15 protein-coding genes are annotated in these 15,804 nt (G+C 57.2%); 9 read left to right on the forward strand and 6 right to left on the reverse strand.

All coding sequences use genetic code 11. From position 1 onward, the window contains the following. Positions 1-8: 8 nt before the first annotated feature. Positions 9-1,553 (reverse strand): maltose ABC transporter permease MalF, encoded by a 1,545-nt coding sequence (malF, locus tag V1603_RS04320; RefSeq protein ID WP_163330887.1) that lies wholly within the window; start codon positions 1,551-1,553, stop codon positions 9-11. 125 nt (positions 1,554-1,678) lie between these two features. Further along, positions 1,679-2,869: a maltose/maltodextrin ABC transporter substrate-binding protein MalE gene (gene malE, locus V1603_RS04325; RefSeq protein ID WP_061099581.1), complete on the reverse strand. Its 1,191-nt coding sequence runs from the start codon at positions 2,867-2,869 to the stop codon at positions 1,679-1,681. A gap of 370 nt (positions 2,870-3,239) precedes the next feature. Here malE and malK point away from each other — a divergent pair, with 370 nt between their 5' ends. The 8 genes from malK to V1603_RS04365 all read left to right on the forward strand — a co-directional run bounded on the left by malK (position 3,240) and on the right by V1603_RS04365 (position 11,377). After that, a complete protein-coding gene (gene malK / locus V1603_RS04330) occupies positions 3,240-4,349 on the forward strand; it encodes a maltose/maltodextrin ABC transporter ATP-binding protein MalK (protein WP_028015130.1) in 1,110 nt (369 codons plus the stop codon). A 71-nt stretch (positions 4,350-4,420) separates the two neighbouring features. Next, on the forward strand, positions 4,421-5,758 hold the full coding sequence (locus tag V1603_RS04335) for a maltoporin (RefSeq protein ID WP_395313536.1): 1,338 nt from the start codon (positions 4,421-4,423) through the stop codon (positions 5,756-5,758). Positions 5,759-5,871: 113 nt separating this feature from the next. Beyond that, a complete protein-coding gene (malM, locus tag V1603_RS04340; protein ID WP_395313537.1) occupies positions 5,872-6,825 on the forward strand; it encodes a maltose operon protein MalM in 954 nt (317 codons plus the stop codon). Between the two features lie 180 nt (positions 6,826-7,005). Continuing rightward, a complete protein-coding gene (gene ubiC / locus V1603_RS04345; protein ID WP_014882105.1) occupies positions 7,006-7,503 on the forward strand; it encodes a chorismate lyase in 498 nt (165 codons plus the stop codon). 13 nt (positions 7,504-7,516) lie between these two features. Further along, positions 7,517-8,386: a 4-hydroxybenzoate octaprenyltransferase gene (ubiA, locus tag V1603_RS04350; RefSeq protein ID WP_080329933.1), complete on the forward strand. Its 870-nt coding sequence runs from the start codon at positions 7,517-7,519 to the stop codon at positions 8,384-8,386. Positions 8,387-8,586: 200 nt separating this feature from the next. Further along, positions 8,587-9,558: a TRAP transporter substrate-binding protein gene (locus V1603_RS04355; RefSeq protein WP_163330888.1), complete on the forward strand. Its 972-nt coding sequence runs from the start codon at positions 8,587-8,589 to the stop codon at positions 9,556-9,558. Between the two features lie 12 nt (positions 9,559-9,570). After that, a complete protein-coding gene (locus V1603_RS04360; protein ID WP_061099578.1) occupies positions 9,571-10,080 on the forward strand; it encodes a TRAP transporter small permease in 510 nt (169 codons plus the stop codon). Positions 10,081-10,090: 10 nt separating this feature from the next. After that, positions 10,091-11,377 (forward strand): TRAP transporter large permease, encoded by a 1,287-nt coding sequence (locus V1603_RS04365; protein WP_116343984.1) that lies wholly within the window; start codon positions 10,091-10,093, stop codon positions 11,375-11,377. Positions 11,378-11,435: 58 nt separating this feature from the next. On the opposite strand, the gene zntA is transcribed toward V1603_RS04365, so the two are convergent. Both zntA and V1603_RS04375 read right to left on the reverse strand, forming a co-directional pair. Further along, positions 11,436-13,607, reverse strand: a complete 2,172-nt coding sequence (gene zntA, locus V1603_RS04370) for a Zn(II)/Cd(II)/Pb(II) translocating P-type ATPase ZntA (protein WP_395313538.1) — start codon at positions 13,605-13,607, stop codon at positions 11,436-11,438. Positions 13,608-13,683: 76 nt separating this feature from the next. Continuing rightward, a complete protein-coding gene (locus V1603_RS04375) occupies positions 13,684-14,310 on the reverse strand; it encodes a lysoplasmalogenase (protein ID WP_116343986.1) in 627 nt (208 codons plus the stop codon). Between the two features lie 129 nt (positions 14,311-14,439). Here V1603_RS04375 and V1603_RS04380 point away from each other — a divergent pair, with 129 nt between their 5' ends. Further along, the gene (locus V1603_RS04380; RefSeq protein ID WP_163330891.1) at positions 14,440-14,799 is read left to right on the forward strand and encodes a DUF2500 domain-containing protein; all 360 of its coding nucleotides are present in this window, start codon (positions 14,440-14,442) and stop codon (positions 14,797-14,799) included. A 95-nt stretch (positions 14,800-14,894) separates the two neighbouring features. On the opposite strand, the gene V1603_RS04385 is transcribed toward V1603_RS04380, so the two are convergent. Both V1603_RS04385 and rsmD read right to left on the reverse strand, forming a co-directional pair. Further along, a complete protein-coding gene (locus V1603_RS04385) occupies positions 14,895-15,176 on the reverse strand; it encodes a DUF1145 family protein (RefSeq protein WP_014882110.1) in 282 nt (93 codons plus the stop codon). Next, positions 15,160-15,762 (reverse strand): 16S rRNA (guanine(966)-N(2))-methyltransferase, encoded by a 603-nt coding sequence (gene rsmD, locus V1603_RS04390; RefSeq protein WP_028015140.1) that lies wholly within the window; start codon positions 15,760-15,762, stop codon positions 15,160-15,162. Before rsmD ends, V1603_RS04385 begins: the two co-directional genes overlap by 17 nt. Between the last annotated feature and the right edge of the window lie 42 nt (positions 15,763-15,804).

The raw sequence follows: 15,804 nt of genomic DNA on the forward strand, positions 1-15,804 counted from the left end.
TGCCCTCCTTAGTCAAATTTCATACGTGTGGCTTTCAGGTTCACAATCGCCAGGGCGCCAACCAGCAGGAAGATCAGGGTGGCAATCGCTGCCGCCAGGCCGAAGTCCTGACCGCCGCCGCCCTCGAAGGCGATACGGTAGGTGTAGCTCACGAGCAGGTCGGTATAGCCTGCCGGCGTCGTGGTGCCAAGGCGGTCCGGACCACCGTTGGTCAACAGCTGAATCAGCACGAAGTTGTTAAAGTTAAAGGCGAAGCTGGCAATCATCAGCGGCGTCAGCGGCTTAATGAGCAGCGGCAGCGTAATTTTAAAGAAATTCTGGAACGGACCTGCGCCATCCATCGCCGAGGCTTCATACAGATCGTCCGGGATAGCCTTCAGCAGGCCCATGCACAGGATCATCATGTACGGATAACCCAGCCAGGTGTTCACGATGATAATCATCGAACGGGCGGTGGTCGGGTCGCTGAACCAGGCCGGTTTGATACCGAACAGCGCGCTCAGCATCATGTTGATTTCACCGAAGCTCTGGTTAAACAGTCCTTTGAAAATCAGAATCGAGATAAACGACGGTACGGCGTAGGGCAGAATCAGCAGCACGCGGTAAATCGCTTTGCCTTTCAGCGACTCCCACTGCACGAGACAGGCCAGCACCATGCCCACGGCCACGGTCAGGATCACCGTCAGCACCGAGAACACCACCGTCCAGACGAAGATGGCAAAGAACGGTTTCTGGATGCCTTCGTCGGTAAACACGCGGGTAAAGTTGTCCCAGCCGATGGTGACGGTGTAGCCCGGGCTGAGCTTGTCATCACCCCATTTTCCGTCGGCGGTAATGGATTGATAGAAACCAATGTCGTTATTCGGACGGTACTTCACGCCGCTCTGGTTGTTGGTCAGCGTACCGTCATCCGCCAGGGTATAAAGCGGCTGCGTGCCGGAGAACTGGCGCAGCGAGCTCATGGTGACTTTGCTTTCGTCTGGCAGCACGGCGGTGAGCTGGGTCAGCGCCTGACGGTTCTGGGTGATGATACGCAGGTTGGCACGTTCACCTTCCGGCAGGGCCGCAGCCTCTTTTAAGGCCAGCTTCTGCTCGCCGCCAAATTTGAACGCGTCGGAAATATAGTTTTTGCCGCTCTCACCGTCGGTAAGCGCTAACTTCCACTCGTCACCCGCAGGATAAAGGCCGAAGTTAAAGGTTTTACCCGCCTGATAAGAGCGATCAAGAAGCACCTGCTGGGCGCGTTCCTGCGCAAGCTGGTTGGTGCTGCTGTAGTTGGTGAACGCAATGGCGATGGTGCAGATCAGTGGGAACAGGACAAACAGCCCCATCCCGGCCACGCCCGGGTAAACATAACGCCAGGCATAGGCTTTACGGTTGGCGAAAATATACAGGCCAGCAGAGCTCAGGATCAGCGTCATGATGGCAAACAGATATTCCCCTTGTACGTACATTAAAACAACAAGGTAACCCACCAGCAGACACAGCAGACCGATCGCTGACCACTTCAGCGCGTCGCTTTGCCACCAGTGCTTCTTTTTAATGACATCCATGGGGTTCTTCCTCTACAACGTTTGATCTTTTCTCCCTCTCCTGGGGGAGAGGGCCGGGGTGAGGGCGTGCGGATAGCGACAACCCTCACCCTAACCCTCTCCCAGAGGGAGAGGGGACTACAGCATTACTTAGTAATACGACCCTGCGCATCTTTCAGTGCGGCATCGACAGTCTGACGACCGCTTGCAGCGTTGATGACCGCAGTACGGGTGGCGTACCAGAACGCAGCCATCTGCGGGATGTTCGGCATGATTTCGCCTTTCTGGGCGTTATCCATGGTGGCCGCGATGCGTGGATCTTTCGCCAGCTGATCCTGGAAGGATTTCAGCGCAACGGCACCCAGCGGTTTGTCCTTGTTCACTTCACCCAGGCCCTGATCGGTCAGCAGGTAGTTTTCCAGGAACTCTTTCGCCAGCTCTTTGTTCGGGCTGGCGGCGTTGATGCCCGCGCTCAGCACGCCCACGAACGGTTTAGACGGCTTGCCGTTGAAGGTTGGCAGCAGCGTCACGCCGTAGTTGATTTTGCTCTTGTCGATGTTGGTCCAGGCCCACGGACCGTTGATGGTCATCGCGGTTTCGCCTTTGTTGAACGCCGCTTCCGCGATGGAGTAGTCGGTATCCGCGTTCATGTGTTTGTTCTTAATCAGGTCAACCAGGAAGGTCAGGCCTTTTTTCGCGCCCGCGTTATCCACGCCCACGTCTTTCACGTCATATTTGCCGTTTTCAAACTTGAACGCGTAACCGCCGTCGGCAGCAATCAGCGGCCAGGTGAAGTACGGTTCTTGCAGGTTGAACATCAGGGCGGATTTACCCTTCGCCTTCAGCTCTTTATCCAGTTTCGGGATCTCTTCCCAGGTTTTCGGCGGGTTTGGCACCAGGTCTTTGTTGTAAATCAGAGACAGGGCTTCAACTGCGATTGGGTAAGCGATCAACTTGCCGTTGTAGCGAACGGCGTCCCAGGTGAACGGGAACAGTTTGTCCTGGAAAGCTTTGTCCGGGGTGACTTCAGCCAGCAGGCCAGACTGCGCGTAACCGCCGAAACGGTCGTGCGCCCAGAAGATGATGTCCGGGCCGTCACCGGTTGCTGCAACCTGCGGGAACTTTTCTTCCAGCTTGTCCGGGTGTTCTACGGTAACTTTGATACCGGTGTCTTTTTCGAATTTTTTGCCCACTTCGGCCAGGCCGTTATAGCCCTTGTCGCCGTTAATCCAGATAACCAGCTTGCCTTCTTCAATTTTGGCGAGCGCTGGGGCGGAAATCATCATTGCTGCAAGGGCGGACAATGCGAAAACGCGTGCGCCAGTCTTGATATTCATATCTGCCATCCTTTTTGGTGATGTGCTCGTGGATACATAAGGTGGTTCAACGTGACTCAGTCTCCTTATTTGACATCCTCTTTCCATCCTCCCAACCCCTACGCCCCACCCCCTGTTTGTGTGATCTCCGTTGCATAAATTTAAGTTATGAGTGCTGGCGCACATAAAAACCCACCGAATTTTGCAGGCGGCTTCACGAATTTCGCCTCAGCCCCCCGGCTGCGGTCGCAGAGCCTGCTCTCTCATCCTCCCGCCTCCTCCCCCATAAAAAAGCCGGGGGGTGGAGGATTCACGAAAGTAATGGATACCCCATAGTGAACTTATCTTGAATGTTTCTGTCGGTGACAGGTTGTAACGAAGGGAGAAGGGCATGGCGAGCGTACAGCTGCGTAATGTAACGAAAGCCTGGGGCGACGTAGTGGTGTCGAAAGACATCAATCTGGACATCACTGAAGGCGAATTCGTGGTGTTTGTGGGCCCATCAGGCTGTGGTAAATCTACTCTGCTGCGTATGATTGCCGGTCTTGAAACCATCACCAGCGGCGATTTGCTGATCGGTGATACCCGAATGAACGACATCCCGCCTGCCGAACGTGGCGTAGGCATGGTGTTCCAGTCTTATGCACTTTATCCCCATCTTTCCGTTGCCGAGAACATGTCTTTTGGCCTGAAGCTGGCCGGGGCAAAAAAAGAGGTCATTAACCAGCGCGTTACGCAGGTGGCGGAAGTGTTACAGCTGGCGCACCTGCTGGAGCGTAAACCGAAAGCGCTTTCCGGTGGTCAGCGTCAGCGTGTGGCGATTGGCCGTACGCTGGTGGCCGAGCCGCGCGTGTTCCTGCTCGATGAACCTCTCTCTAACCTGGATGCCGCGCTGCGCGTCCAGATGCGTATCGAAATCTCCCGTCTGCACAAGCGCCTTGGCCGCACGATGATTTACGTCACCCACGATCAGGTCGAAGCGATGACCCTGGCTGACAAAATCGTGGTGCTGGACGCCGGTCGCGTGGCGCAGGTGGGCAAACCGCTGGAGCTCTATCACTATCCGGCAGACCGCTTTGTTGCGGGCTTTATTGGCTCGCCAAAGATGAACTTCCTGCCCGTTAAAGTGACGGCGACGGCGATTGAACAGGTACAGGTGGAGCTGCCAAACCGCCAGCAAGTCTGGCTGCCGGTCGACAGCGCCAACGTACAGGTCGGGGCAAATATGTCCCTCGGTATCCGTCCTGAGCATCTACTGCCAAGCCACATTGCGGATGTGACGCTGGAAGGTGAAGTTCAGGTCGTCGAACAGCTTGGTCACGAAACACAGATTCATATCCAGATCCCCGCCATCCGTCAGAACCTGGTCTACCGCCAGAATGACGTGGTGTTGGTAGAAGAGGGTGCCACATTCGCTATCGGCTTGCCGCCAGAGCGTTGCCATCTGTTCCGTGAGGATGGCACTGCATGTCGTCGGTTGCATAAAGAGCCAGGCGTTTAAGCAATCCCAAAAGAAGACACGAAACCGACAGGTGAAGTGTTCAAAGAAAAGCAATGATCTCAGGAGATAGAATGATGATTACTCTGCGCAAACTTCCTCTGGCAGTTGCCGTCGCAGCGGGCGTAATGTCTGCTCAGGCGCTGGCCGTGGATTTCCATGGTTATGCTCGTTCCGGTATCGGCTGGACGGGTAGTGGCGGCGAACAACAGTGCTTCCAGGCAACCGGTGCCCAAAGTAAATACCGTCTTGGTAACGAATGTGAAACCTATGCGGAACTGAAGCTGGGCCAGGAAGTGTGGAAAGAAGGCGACAAGAGCTTCTACTTCGACACCAACGTAGCGTACTCCGTGGCGCAGCAGAACGACTGGGAAGCCACTGACCCGGCGTTCCGTGAAGCTAACGTGCAGGGTAAAAACCTGATCGAATGGCTGCCAGGTTCCACCATCTGGGCCGGTAAGCGATTCTATCAGCGTCATGACGTCCACATGATCGACTTCTACTACTGGGATATTTCAGGTCCTGGTGCGGGTCTGGAAAACATTGACGTTGGTTTCGGTAAGCTCTCTCTGGCTGCAACCCGTTCTTCTGAAGCCGGTGGTTCTTCCTCCTTCGCCAGCAACAGTATTTATGATTACACCACCCGCACAGCGAACGATGTCTTTGACGTCCGTTTAGCGCAGATGGAGATCAACCCAGGCGGTACGCTGGAGCTTGGCGTTGACTACGGTCGCGCAAACCCACGTGATGATTATCATCTGATCGATGGCGCATCCAAAGACGGCTGGATGTTCACTGCTGAACACACGCAGAGCATGCTGAAAGGCTACAACAAGTTCGTTCTGCAATATGCAACTGACTCTATGACCTCTCAGGGCAAAGGTCTGTCGCAAGGTTCGAACATCGGTACCACCGACAATATCAACTACGGCATCAACAACAATGGTCACCTGTGGCGCGTACTTGACCACGGTGCTATTTCTCTGGGCGATAGCTGGGACCTGATGTATGTCGGTATGTACCAGGATATCAACTGGGATAACAACAACGGTACCAAATGGTGGACCGTGGGCGTTCGTCCTATGTACAAATGGACGCCAATCATGAGCACCTTGCTGGAAGTGGGTTACGACAACGTCAAATCCCAGGAAACCGGCGAAACCAACGATCAGTATAAAATTACTCTGGCACAACAGTGGCAGGCAGGCGACAGCATCTGGTCACGTCCTGCAATCCGCGTATTCGCAACCTATGCGAAGTGGGATGAGAAGTGGGGTTATGCGCCAACCGGTAAAAACTCCGTTGCAGGTTACACCCCAGGCATGGCCTATAGCGATACCACTGCGAAAAGCTTCAGCCGTGGCGACAACGACGAGTGGTCCTTCGGCGCCCAGATGGAAATCTGGTGGTAATCCCGTCTTAACCTGACGTAATGACCAAACTGAGGGGCGCAAGCCCCTCAATCCTTGGGACGGCGCGCTATTGCCTGGCTACCGCTGAACCTGTGCATTTTGAGGTGATAACAATGAAAATGAACAAAACTCTCCTTGCCCTTTGTTTATCCGCAGGGCTGCTGGCAAGCGCGCCTGCCGTAACGCTCGCTAACGTCAACGTCGTTCCGCAAAACACAACATCTGCGCCAGCTATTCCGACAGCGGCACTGCAACAGCTTGTCTGGACGCCTGTCGATCAGTCTAAAACCCAGACTACCCAGCTCTCAACGGGCGGCCAGTCGCTTAATGTTTCGGGTATAACCGGCCCGGTCGCTGCGTATAGCGTACCCGCCAATATCGGTGAGCTGGCCATTACCCTGACCAGTGAAGTTAACAAGCAGACGAGCGTATTTGCGCCTAACGTGCTGATTCTCGATCAGAACATGACGCCATCAGCCTTTTTCCCAAGCGAATACTTTACCTACCAGGAGCCTGGCGTGATGAGCGCCGATCGTCTGGAAGGCGTCATGCGCCTGACCCCTGCGCTGGGCCAGCAAAAACTCTACGTGCTGGTCTTTACCACCGAGCAAGACCTCCAGAAGACCACCACGCTGCTCGATCCGGCTAAAGCCTACGCAAAAGGCACCGGTAACGCGGTTCCGGACATTCCGGACCCGATCGCACGTCATGTCACCGACGGAACGTTAAAGCTGAAGGTGAAAACGAACAGCGGTTCCAGCGTGCTGGTCGGCCCGCTGTTTGGCTCCTCCGGTAACGGCCCTGTGACCGTGGGCAATACCGCAGCACCTGCTTACACCGCGCCTGCTGCCACGGCAGCCGCACCGGTCGCCGCCGCAGCGCCAGCCCCGGCGAAGAAAGCGGAGCCGGTACTGAACGACACCGAAGAGTACTTCAACAACGCCATTAAGCAGGCGGTGAAGCGCGGCGATGTCGATAAAGCGCTGAAGCTGCTTGATGAAGCCGAACGTTTAGGTTCAACCACTGCCCGTTCCACCTTTATCAGCAGTGTAAAAGGCAAGGGGTAACCGTTTCCCCACAGTGCTGATTTGTTAGTAGTTTAGTGCGCCTGAGTGGGCGCACTTTTTTTCGTATCCGCCATGCTGTTGCGCCCATGTTGCGATCGTGATCGTTAAATAACGTTTGGCCCCCCTCAATCCGTGTTTCTGCGATACAATGCCATTACGTTATGTATCGGAGAGTCTGGCATGTCACACCCTGCGCTAACGCAACTGCGTGCGCTGCGCTATTTCGACCAAATACCTGCGCTTGATCCGCAGCAACTGGACTGGTTGCTGCTGGAAGATTCCATGACGAAACGTTTTGAGCAACAGGGTAAAACGGTCACGGTGACCCTGATTCAGGAAGGGTTTGTCTCTGGCGATGAGATCGCCAGCGAGCTGCCGCTGCTGCCGCAGGAGGAACGCTACTGGCTGCGCGAAATTTTGCTCTGTGCCGATGGCGAACCCTGGCTTGCCGGGCGCACGGTGGTGCCCGAATCAACGCTTTCCGGGCCTGAGCTGGCGCTGCAGCGGCTGGGGAAAACGCCGCTGGGACGTTATCTCTTCACCTCATCTGAGCTGACCCGTGATTTTATTGAGATTGGTCGTGATGCCGAACTGTGGGGGCGCCGTTCCCGCCTTCGCCTGAGCGGTAAGCCGTTAATCCTGACGGAGCTTTTTTTACCGGCATCACCGTTGTACTAAGAGGAAGAAAAAAATGGAGTGGAGCCTGACGCAGAATAAGCTGTTGGCGTATCACCGCTTAATGCGTACCGATAAACCCATTGGCGCGTTGCTGCTGCTGTGGCCGACCTTATGGGCGCTGTGGGTGGCCACGCCGGGCGTGCCGCCGCTGTGGATCCTGGGCGTGTTTGTTGCCGGCGTCTGGCTGATGCGCGCGGCGGGCTGCGTGGTGAATGACTATGCCGATCGTAAATTTGACGGCCACGTAAAGCGTACTGCCAACCGCCCGCTACCCAGCGGCCAGGTGACCGGAAAAGAAGCCCGCGTGCTGTTCATCGTTCTGGTGCTGCTCTCTTTCCTGCTGGTGTTAACTCTGAACACCATGACGATTCTGCTGTCCGTCGCAGCGCTGGCTCTGGCCTGGGTCTATCCCTTTATGAAGCGCTATACCCACCTGCCTCAGGTGGTGCTGGGGGCGGCGTTTGGCTGGTCGATTCCGATGGCGTTTGCAGCGGTTAGTGAGTCCTTACCGCTTAGCTGCTGGCTGATGTTCCTGGCGAATATTCTCTGGGCCGTAGCGTATGACACGCAATATGCGATGGTTGACCGCGACGATGACCTGAAAATAGGCATTAAATCGACCGCCATCCTCTTTGGTCGTCAGGACAAACTCATTATTGGCATTCTGCAGGTTGCGGTACTGGCGCTGATGGTCGCGATTGCGCGCCTGAACGGGCTGAACTGGGAATTTTACTGGTCGATACTGGTGGCGGGATTGCTGTTTGCCTACCAGCAGAAGCTGATTGCAAAACGCGAACGCGAAGCCTGTTTTAAGGCGTTTATGAACAATAACTATGTCGGTCTGGTGCTGTTTTTAGGGCTGGTCATGAGCTATTTTTCCTGATCGACGCGCGGTCATGCCCTGCCGGGTACGACCGCATCATTATCCGGCATTACCGCCCTCACAAATTTAAACCGTCGTTTCATAAATTCGCGCTTTTGTGAGGCGCTTCACCTACGCTTCTCCCGGGCTAGTCTATTTTCTAAGCGTAAAAAAATAAAACACTGTTTTAACGCTGACATCACTACCCTGGAGCTGACTCAATGAAAACGACCCTCAAGCCGTTACTGGCCGTGCTGTGCCTGTCTGCTTTTGCCTGCACCGTTTCTGCCCAAACCATCAAAGCTGCCGATGTGCATCCTGAAGGCTACCCGAACGTGGTCGCGGTTCAGCACATGGGTGAAAAACTCAAACAGCAAACCGACGGCAAGCTGGAGATTAAGGTTTTCCCGGGCGGCGTGCTGGGGGATGAAAAGCAGATGATAGAGCAGGCGCAGATGGGGGCGATTGACATGATCCGCGTCTCCATGGCGCCGGTTGCCGCCATCCTGCCGGATATTGAAGTCTTCACGCTGCCGTACGTCTTCCGCGATGAGGACCACATGCACAAGGTGATCGACGGGGATATCGGCAAGCAGATCGGCGACAAGCTGACCGCGAACCCGAAATCGAAGCTGGTCTTCCTCGGCTGGATGGATTCCGGCACCCGTAACCTCATCACCAAAGAGCCGATCGTGAAGCCGGAAGATCTGAAAGGGAAGAAAATCCGCGTGCAGGGTAGCCCGGTAGCGCTCGCCACGCTGAAGGATATGGGGGCGAACTCGGTGGCGATGGGCGTTAGCGAGGTTTACAGCGGTATGCAGACCGGCGTGATTGACGGCGCGGAGAACAACCCGCCCACCTTTATCGCTCACAACTACATGCCGGTTGCTAAAAACTACACTCTTAGCGGCCACTTTATCACCCCGGAAATGCTGCTCTATTCAAAAGTGAAATGGGACAAGCTGAGCGCTGACGAACAGCAAAAAATCCTGACGCTGGCCCGTGAAGCGCAGTTCGAACAGCGTAAGCTGTGGAATGCGTATAACGACCAGGCGCTGGCGAAAATGAAGGCGGGCGGCGTGCAGTTCCACGATATCGATAAGACGGTATTCATCAAGGCCACAGAGCCGGTGCGCGCGCAGTATGGCGACAAGCATCAGGATCTGATGAAAGCCATCGCTGACGTCCAGTAAGCCGGAGTACGTATGTCCGAACTCTACCTGAAGTGGATGGACCGTCTGTATCTGCTCGCCATGGCGGTGGCGGGTATTTCGCTGCTGGTGATGACGATTGTCATCCCCATCGGCATCTTTTCACGCTACGTGCTCAATCGCGGCGAATCCTGGCCGGAGCCGATCGCCATTATCTGCATGGTGACGTTCACCTTCATCGGCGCGGCGGTGAGCTACCGCGCCGGATCGCATATCGCGGTCAACATGCTGACCGACCGTTTGCCCGCGTCGCTGCAACGGCTGTGCGCGCGGGTGGTTGATCTGCTGATGCTGCTGATCTCCGGTCTGATGTGCTGGTACAGCTACTGGCTGTGCGTCGAACTGTGGGAGCAGCCGGTGGCGGAGTTCCCGATCCTGACCTCCGGCGAAAGCTATCTTCCGCTGCCGATTGGGTCGGCGATTTTGATCCTGTTTGTGCTTGAACGCCTGCTGTTTGGCTCACAGGAAAACCGTCCGGTCGTGCTGATCGGCAATCACAGTTAAGGGGTGAACGATGGATGCTTTTGTTTTGTTATTCACCCTCGCCATTTTGCTGGCGCTGGGAATGCCGGTGGCCTTTGCCGTGGGCTTAAGCGCCGTAGCGGGGGCATTGTGGATTGACCTGCCTCTGGAGGCGCTGATGATCCAGATAACCAGCGGGGTGAACAAATTTACCCTGCTGGCGATCCCGTTCTTCATCCTTGCCGGGGCGATCATGGCGGAAGGGGGCATTGCCCGGCGGCTGGTCAACTTTGCCTACGTTTTTGTCGGCTTCATTCGCGGCGGGCTGTCGTTGGTGAACATCGTCGCCTCGACGTTCTTCGGCGCGATTTCCGGTTCGTCGGTGGCGGATACGGCGTCCATCGGCAGCGTGATGATCCCGGAAATGGAGAAGAAGGGCTATCCGCGCGAATACGCGGCGGCGGTCACGGCGAGTGGGTCGGTGCAGGCGATTCTCATCCCGCCCAGCCACAACTCGGTGATTTACTCGCTGGCGGCGGGTGGCACGGTCTCCATCGCTACGCTGTTCATTGCGGGCGTCCTGCCGGGCCTGCTGCTTGGCGTGAGTCTGATGGTGCTCTGCCTGTGCTTCGCCCGCAAGCGCGGCTATCCGAAAGGGGACAAAATCCCTCTCAAACAGGCGCTGAAAATCATGCTCGACGCACTGTGGGGGCTGATGACAGTGGTCATTATCCTTGGCGGGATCTTGTCAGGGATTTTTACCGCCACCGAATCAGCCGCCGTGGCCTGCCTGTGGGCGTTCTTCGTCACCATGTTCATCTACCGTGACTACCAGTGGAACGAACTGCCGAAGCTGATGTGCCGCACGGTCAAAACGGTCACCATCGTGATGATTTTGATTGGCTTTGCCGCGGCGTTTGGCGCGGTGATGACCTACATGCAGCTGCCGATGCGCATCACCGAGTTCTTCACGTCGCTGTCCGATAACAAGTACGTGATCCTGATGTACCTCAACATTATGCTGCTGCTGATCGGCACGCTGATGGACATGGCGCCGATCATCCTGATCCTGACCCCGGTGCTGCTGCCGGTGACCAACTCGCTGGGGATTGACCCGGTGCATTTCGGGATGATCATGATGGTCAATCTGGGGATCGGGCTGATCACCCCGCCGGTCGGGTCGGTGCTGTTCGTGGCGAGCGCGGTGAGCAAGCAGAAGATCGAGCACGTTGTGCGGGCGATGCTGCCGTTCTACGGCATGCTGTTGGTAGTGCTGGGGATGGTGACGTACATCCCGGCGATTTCATTATGGTTGCCGGGGGTGTTAGGGATGCAGTGATGCCGTTTTATGCCGGGTAGCGGCTACGCCTTACCCGGCCTACGGTTCGATAACGATTTTATTTCCGACGCAACAGCCGCAGCGCGTTCGCCGTGACCAGCACCGTCGCCCCCGTATCCGCCAGCACCGCCAGCCACAGCCCGGTCATACCGAGCAGCGTGGTGACGAGAAATATCCCCTTCAGACCCAGCGCAATGCCGATGTTCTGGCGGATATTGGCGCGCGTCGCCCGCGCCAGGCTAATCATCTGCGCCAGCCCGGTCAGGCGGTTATGGGTCAGCGCCGCATCGGCCGTTTCCAGCGCCACGTCGGTACCGCTGCCCATCGCAATACCGAGGGTTGCGGCCTTCATCGCCGGGGCATCGTTAATTCCGTCACCCACCATCGCCAGCGGCGCGCGGCTGTTTAGCTCGGTTACCGCGCTGACCTTATCCGCAGGCAGCAACCCGGCCTTAAACTCGAGCCCCAGCTCGCCGGCAATCGCTGCCGCCGCGCGCGGGTTATCACCGGTCAGGATCACGCCCTGTACGCCTAGTTGATGCAGCTCCGCCACGGCGTCTTTGGCATCATCGCGCAGGGTATCGCGCAGTGCCAGCATGCCCAGTGGCGCGCCGTCCTGCATCACGGCAACGACCGTCTGACCGGCCTGCTCTAATGCCTCAACCTGTGGATGAGATAATGTGCCCGCCGCAACAATCAGTACCTTTTTACCGTCGACGACGGCCTCAATTCCTGACCCGACCAGCGCCCGCTGGGCGGTTGCCGAAGGGATATTCAGCCCGCGTCCCTGCGCTTCACGCACAATCGCCTGCGCCAGCGGGTGAGCCGAGCCCTGCTCCACTGCGGCGGCCAGCGCCAGCAGTTCGTCTTCACCGATAGCCTGCGGGTAGACGCCCGTCACCTGCGGCTTGCCGACGGTCAGCGTACCCGTTTTATCGAAGGCGATATGCCGGATCTGACTGAGCTGTTCCAGCGCCGCGCCGCCCTTAATCAGCGCCCCGCGACGGGCCGCCGCCGCCAGTCCCGAGGTAATCGCCGCCGGCGTGGAGATCACCAGCGCGCACGGGCAGCCGATCAGCAGCAGGGTCAGCCCTTTATAAATCCAGCCCTCCCACGGCGCGCCGAAAAACAGCGGTGGAATCACGGTAACCAGCAGGGCAACCAGCATGATAGCGGGGGTGTAAATCCGGCTGAAGCGGTCGATGAAACGCTCGACGGGCGCGCGGCGTTCTTCGGCTTCTTCAATCAGCTTCAGGATGCGGTCGATGGCGCTGTCGCCCGGTTCGGACAGGACTTTGAGCTGTACCAGGCGGTCAACGCTGGTGGCACCGGCAGGGACTTTTTCGCCTGCGGCACGCTCTACCGGAATGGATTCTCCGGTCAGGGCGCTTTCGTCAAAGCTTGCGGTGGCGGTGAGCAGCGTACCGTCGGCTGGCAGGCGTCCGCCCGCGGCCACTTCAATCACATCGCCCGGTCGCAGCGTGCTGATGGCGACAGTTTCACGTTTGCCTTCATTAACCCGCGTGGCGGTTTCGGGCTTCAGCGCCATCAGCGCGCTTACCCCTTTGCGCGCCCGGCTCGCCGCCCAGCCCTCAAGCCGTTCGCCGATTAAGAACAGCAGCAGGACCATCGCCGCTTCCGCCGTCGCGCCGATAAACAGCGCGCCGATGGCCGCCACGCTCATCAGCGTTTCGATGGCGAACCAGCTGCCGCTTCTTATCAGGCGCAGAGCCTGACGGGCTATCGGGAAGAGCCCGACCAGGGTAGTGGCGATAAACGCCATGTTACCGAACGGGTGGTTAATCTGCTCCAGACCCCAGCTGACCGCCATCATGATGATGAGCGTGATAAGGGGCAGGTTTTCTTTTAACGGGGAGTTTTTTTCAGCGGGAGCCGTTTCGCTGCGCAGGGTATAGCCCGCCTTGCTGACGGCAGCTTCAACCTGCTTCATGACGTCGCTATCGGCGCTGACCAGCAGCTTTTCGGTGGCAAACAGCACCTGAACGTAGTTCACGCCCGGCACCTGCTTCACTGCATTTTCCACTTTGCGGGCGCAGGCCGCGCAGTCCATGCCGCTGACCATCCAGCTGTAGCGGTTGCCGCTTTCAGGAGGCGCCTGAGTTTGCGTTTCGCACGCGCCTTCGCAGCAGCAGTCGTCTTTCGGCGGAACCGGACTAAGCTTAAGTGCCGAAAATTGTGGAACTTTTTTAGATGTTTCTGGAGTCGACATGGCAGTCTCCGGTAATGATAATTTTCTCATTAACCGCAGCATACACTCTGGAGTCGACTCCAGAGTCAAGGCTTATTTAAATATACAGCGAACGCACAATCAGGAAATGCCCGGCAAAGTAGCAGGCGGCGGCAATCGCGTTATCCGCCCGGAAGCGGCGGCGATAGTGGCTGCCCAGCCAGACGATATTGCCGAGTAACAGCAGCGCCGCACCGAAGAAGGCGGACATCGCCGGGGCGGTTGGACGGAAGAACCATAGCTCCCCGGCCAGCCACACCATCACCAGCGTCATAGCGATAAACGTACAGACCGGCAGACGCATCTCTTCCAGACGCGACCAGATGACTGCTATCAGCAGGGCGCCAATCACCAGCAGCACCAGCGGCAGAGGCCAGAAGAAGGAGAGCGTCATCTGGCTGGCAAAATAGATGGTATACAGCAGATGCGACAGGAAGAACGCCCCCACGGCGTACAGCAGGCGCTGGCGCGGCAGCAGGGTTAAGGCATCGCCAATCAGGGAGGCACACAGCCCGGCGAGCACCAGATAGCTGATGGCGTTAAACATCGGGGCTTGCCAGGCTAAAAGCAGAAGCAACAGCAGCGTAACGGGTTTAAACAACCAGCGCTGCCAGGCTGGACCGCGATAGGACGCATCGACGTAAAGCCATGCGGAAAAACAGACAGCGATAAATGACCAAAGCATATTAACTCCCTGTAACTGTTGAGGCTGAATAATCAGTTTCTGATCCAGTGTAGTGACGCGGGCGGGCGTTTGGCAATGCCGGGGCAGGCGAGGTATCCTGAATTCCGCATAATCTGATGGGATGTTTTAATGAGCAAGATGCCGCTGTTTTTCATTATCGTGGTGGCGATTATCGTCATTGCCGCCTCGTTCCGCTTCGTGCAACAGCGCCGCGAGAAGGCGGATAACGATGCCGCACTGCTGATGCAAAAGCGCGTGGTGGTGACCAACAAACGTGAGAAGCCGCTCAACGACCGCCGCTCGCGCCAGCAGCAGGTGACGCCTGCGGGCACAACAATGCGCTATGAAGCGAGCTTTAAGCCAGAAACGGGCGGCCTGGAGATGACCTTCCGCCTGGAGGCGCAGCAGTACCATCGGCTGACGGTGGGAGAGAAAGGAACGCTGAGCTACAAAGGATCGCGGTTTGAAGGGTTTGAACCGGAGCGGTAATTTTCCCCTCACCCCGGCCCTCTCCCAGAGGGAGAGGGTGTAATCGTCCCCTCTCCCTCTGGGAGAGGGTTAGGGTGAGGGCATCAGGCCGCACCTTACTTCTTCACCTGCGCCTTAAATTTCTTCATCCACACCAGCAGTTCAAACACGCCAAAAATAAACACCCGCAGCTGCTGCCAGCCGGTCATCGGCGGGCCATCTTTTGGCAGACCGTTTTTCAGCATCACCATCTGCAGGGCGTGCATGAACGAGGTGAAAATCAGCGCCACGTTAACGAAGATATTCAACGGGCGCGGGAACGGGTGCACCAGATTCAAAATCAAAAATGCCCAGACGCCCAGCATCAGCAAGCGTCCCAGGTTAATCAGTACCGGCATCGGATCCTCCTTGTGCCTGACGGTGATAAAGACGATAAGCCACCTGGCCTGCGACCTTTTCGCGGTGCAGATCCCAGTGAACGGGAACGGGTGGCAGGCCGTTTTCCACTTCGCTTTCTACATAAATTAGCGCGTCATCCGCCAGCCAGCCATTGTGCTCCAGCAGGGATAACGTCTCTTCCAGTAGCCCCTTGCGGAACGGCGGGTCAACAAACACGACATTATGCGGCGTGCCCTGTTGCGCGAGGAAGCTTAGTGTATTGGTATTTACCACTTTCGCATTCGTCGCCTTCAGCGTCGCCAGATTTTGCTGCAGGGTCTGCGCGACGCCGCGCTCCATCTCCAGCAGCGTGGCGCTGGCAGCATAGCGCGACAGCGCCTCCAGCCCTAAGGCACCGCTTCCGGCGAAGCAGTCCAGGCAATGGGCGTCTACCATTGACGGGGCAAGCCAGTTAAACAGCGTCTCGCGAACGCGGTCGGTGGTGGGGCGTAAACCGGGGCTGTCCGGCACCGGTAATTTCCGGCCTCGCCACTGGCCGCCGATAATGCGAATTTGACCGGCCGGGGCGCGGGTGGGTTTCTTCATCTCTGGAAAGCTCTGTTAACCATTGCCCTGCGATTGCGGGCG

The sequence above is a fragment of the Enterobacter sp. ECC-219 genome (assembly GCF_043966805.1).
Lineage (GTDB): Bacteria > Pseudomonadota > Gammaproteobacteria > Enterobacterales > Enterobacteriaceae > Enterobacter > Enterobacter cloacae_N.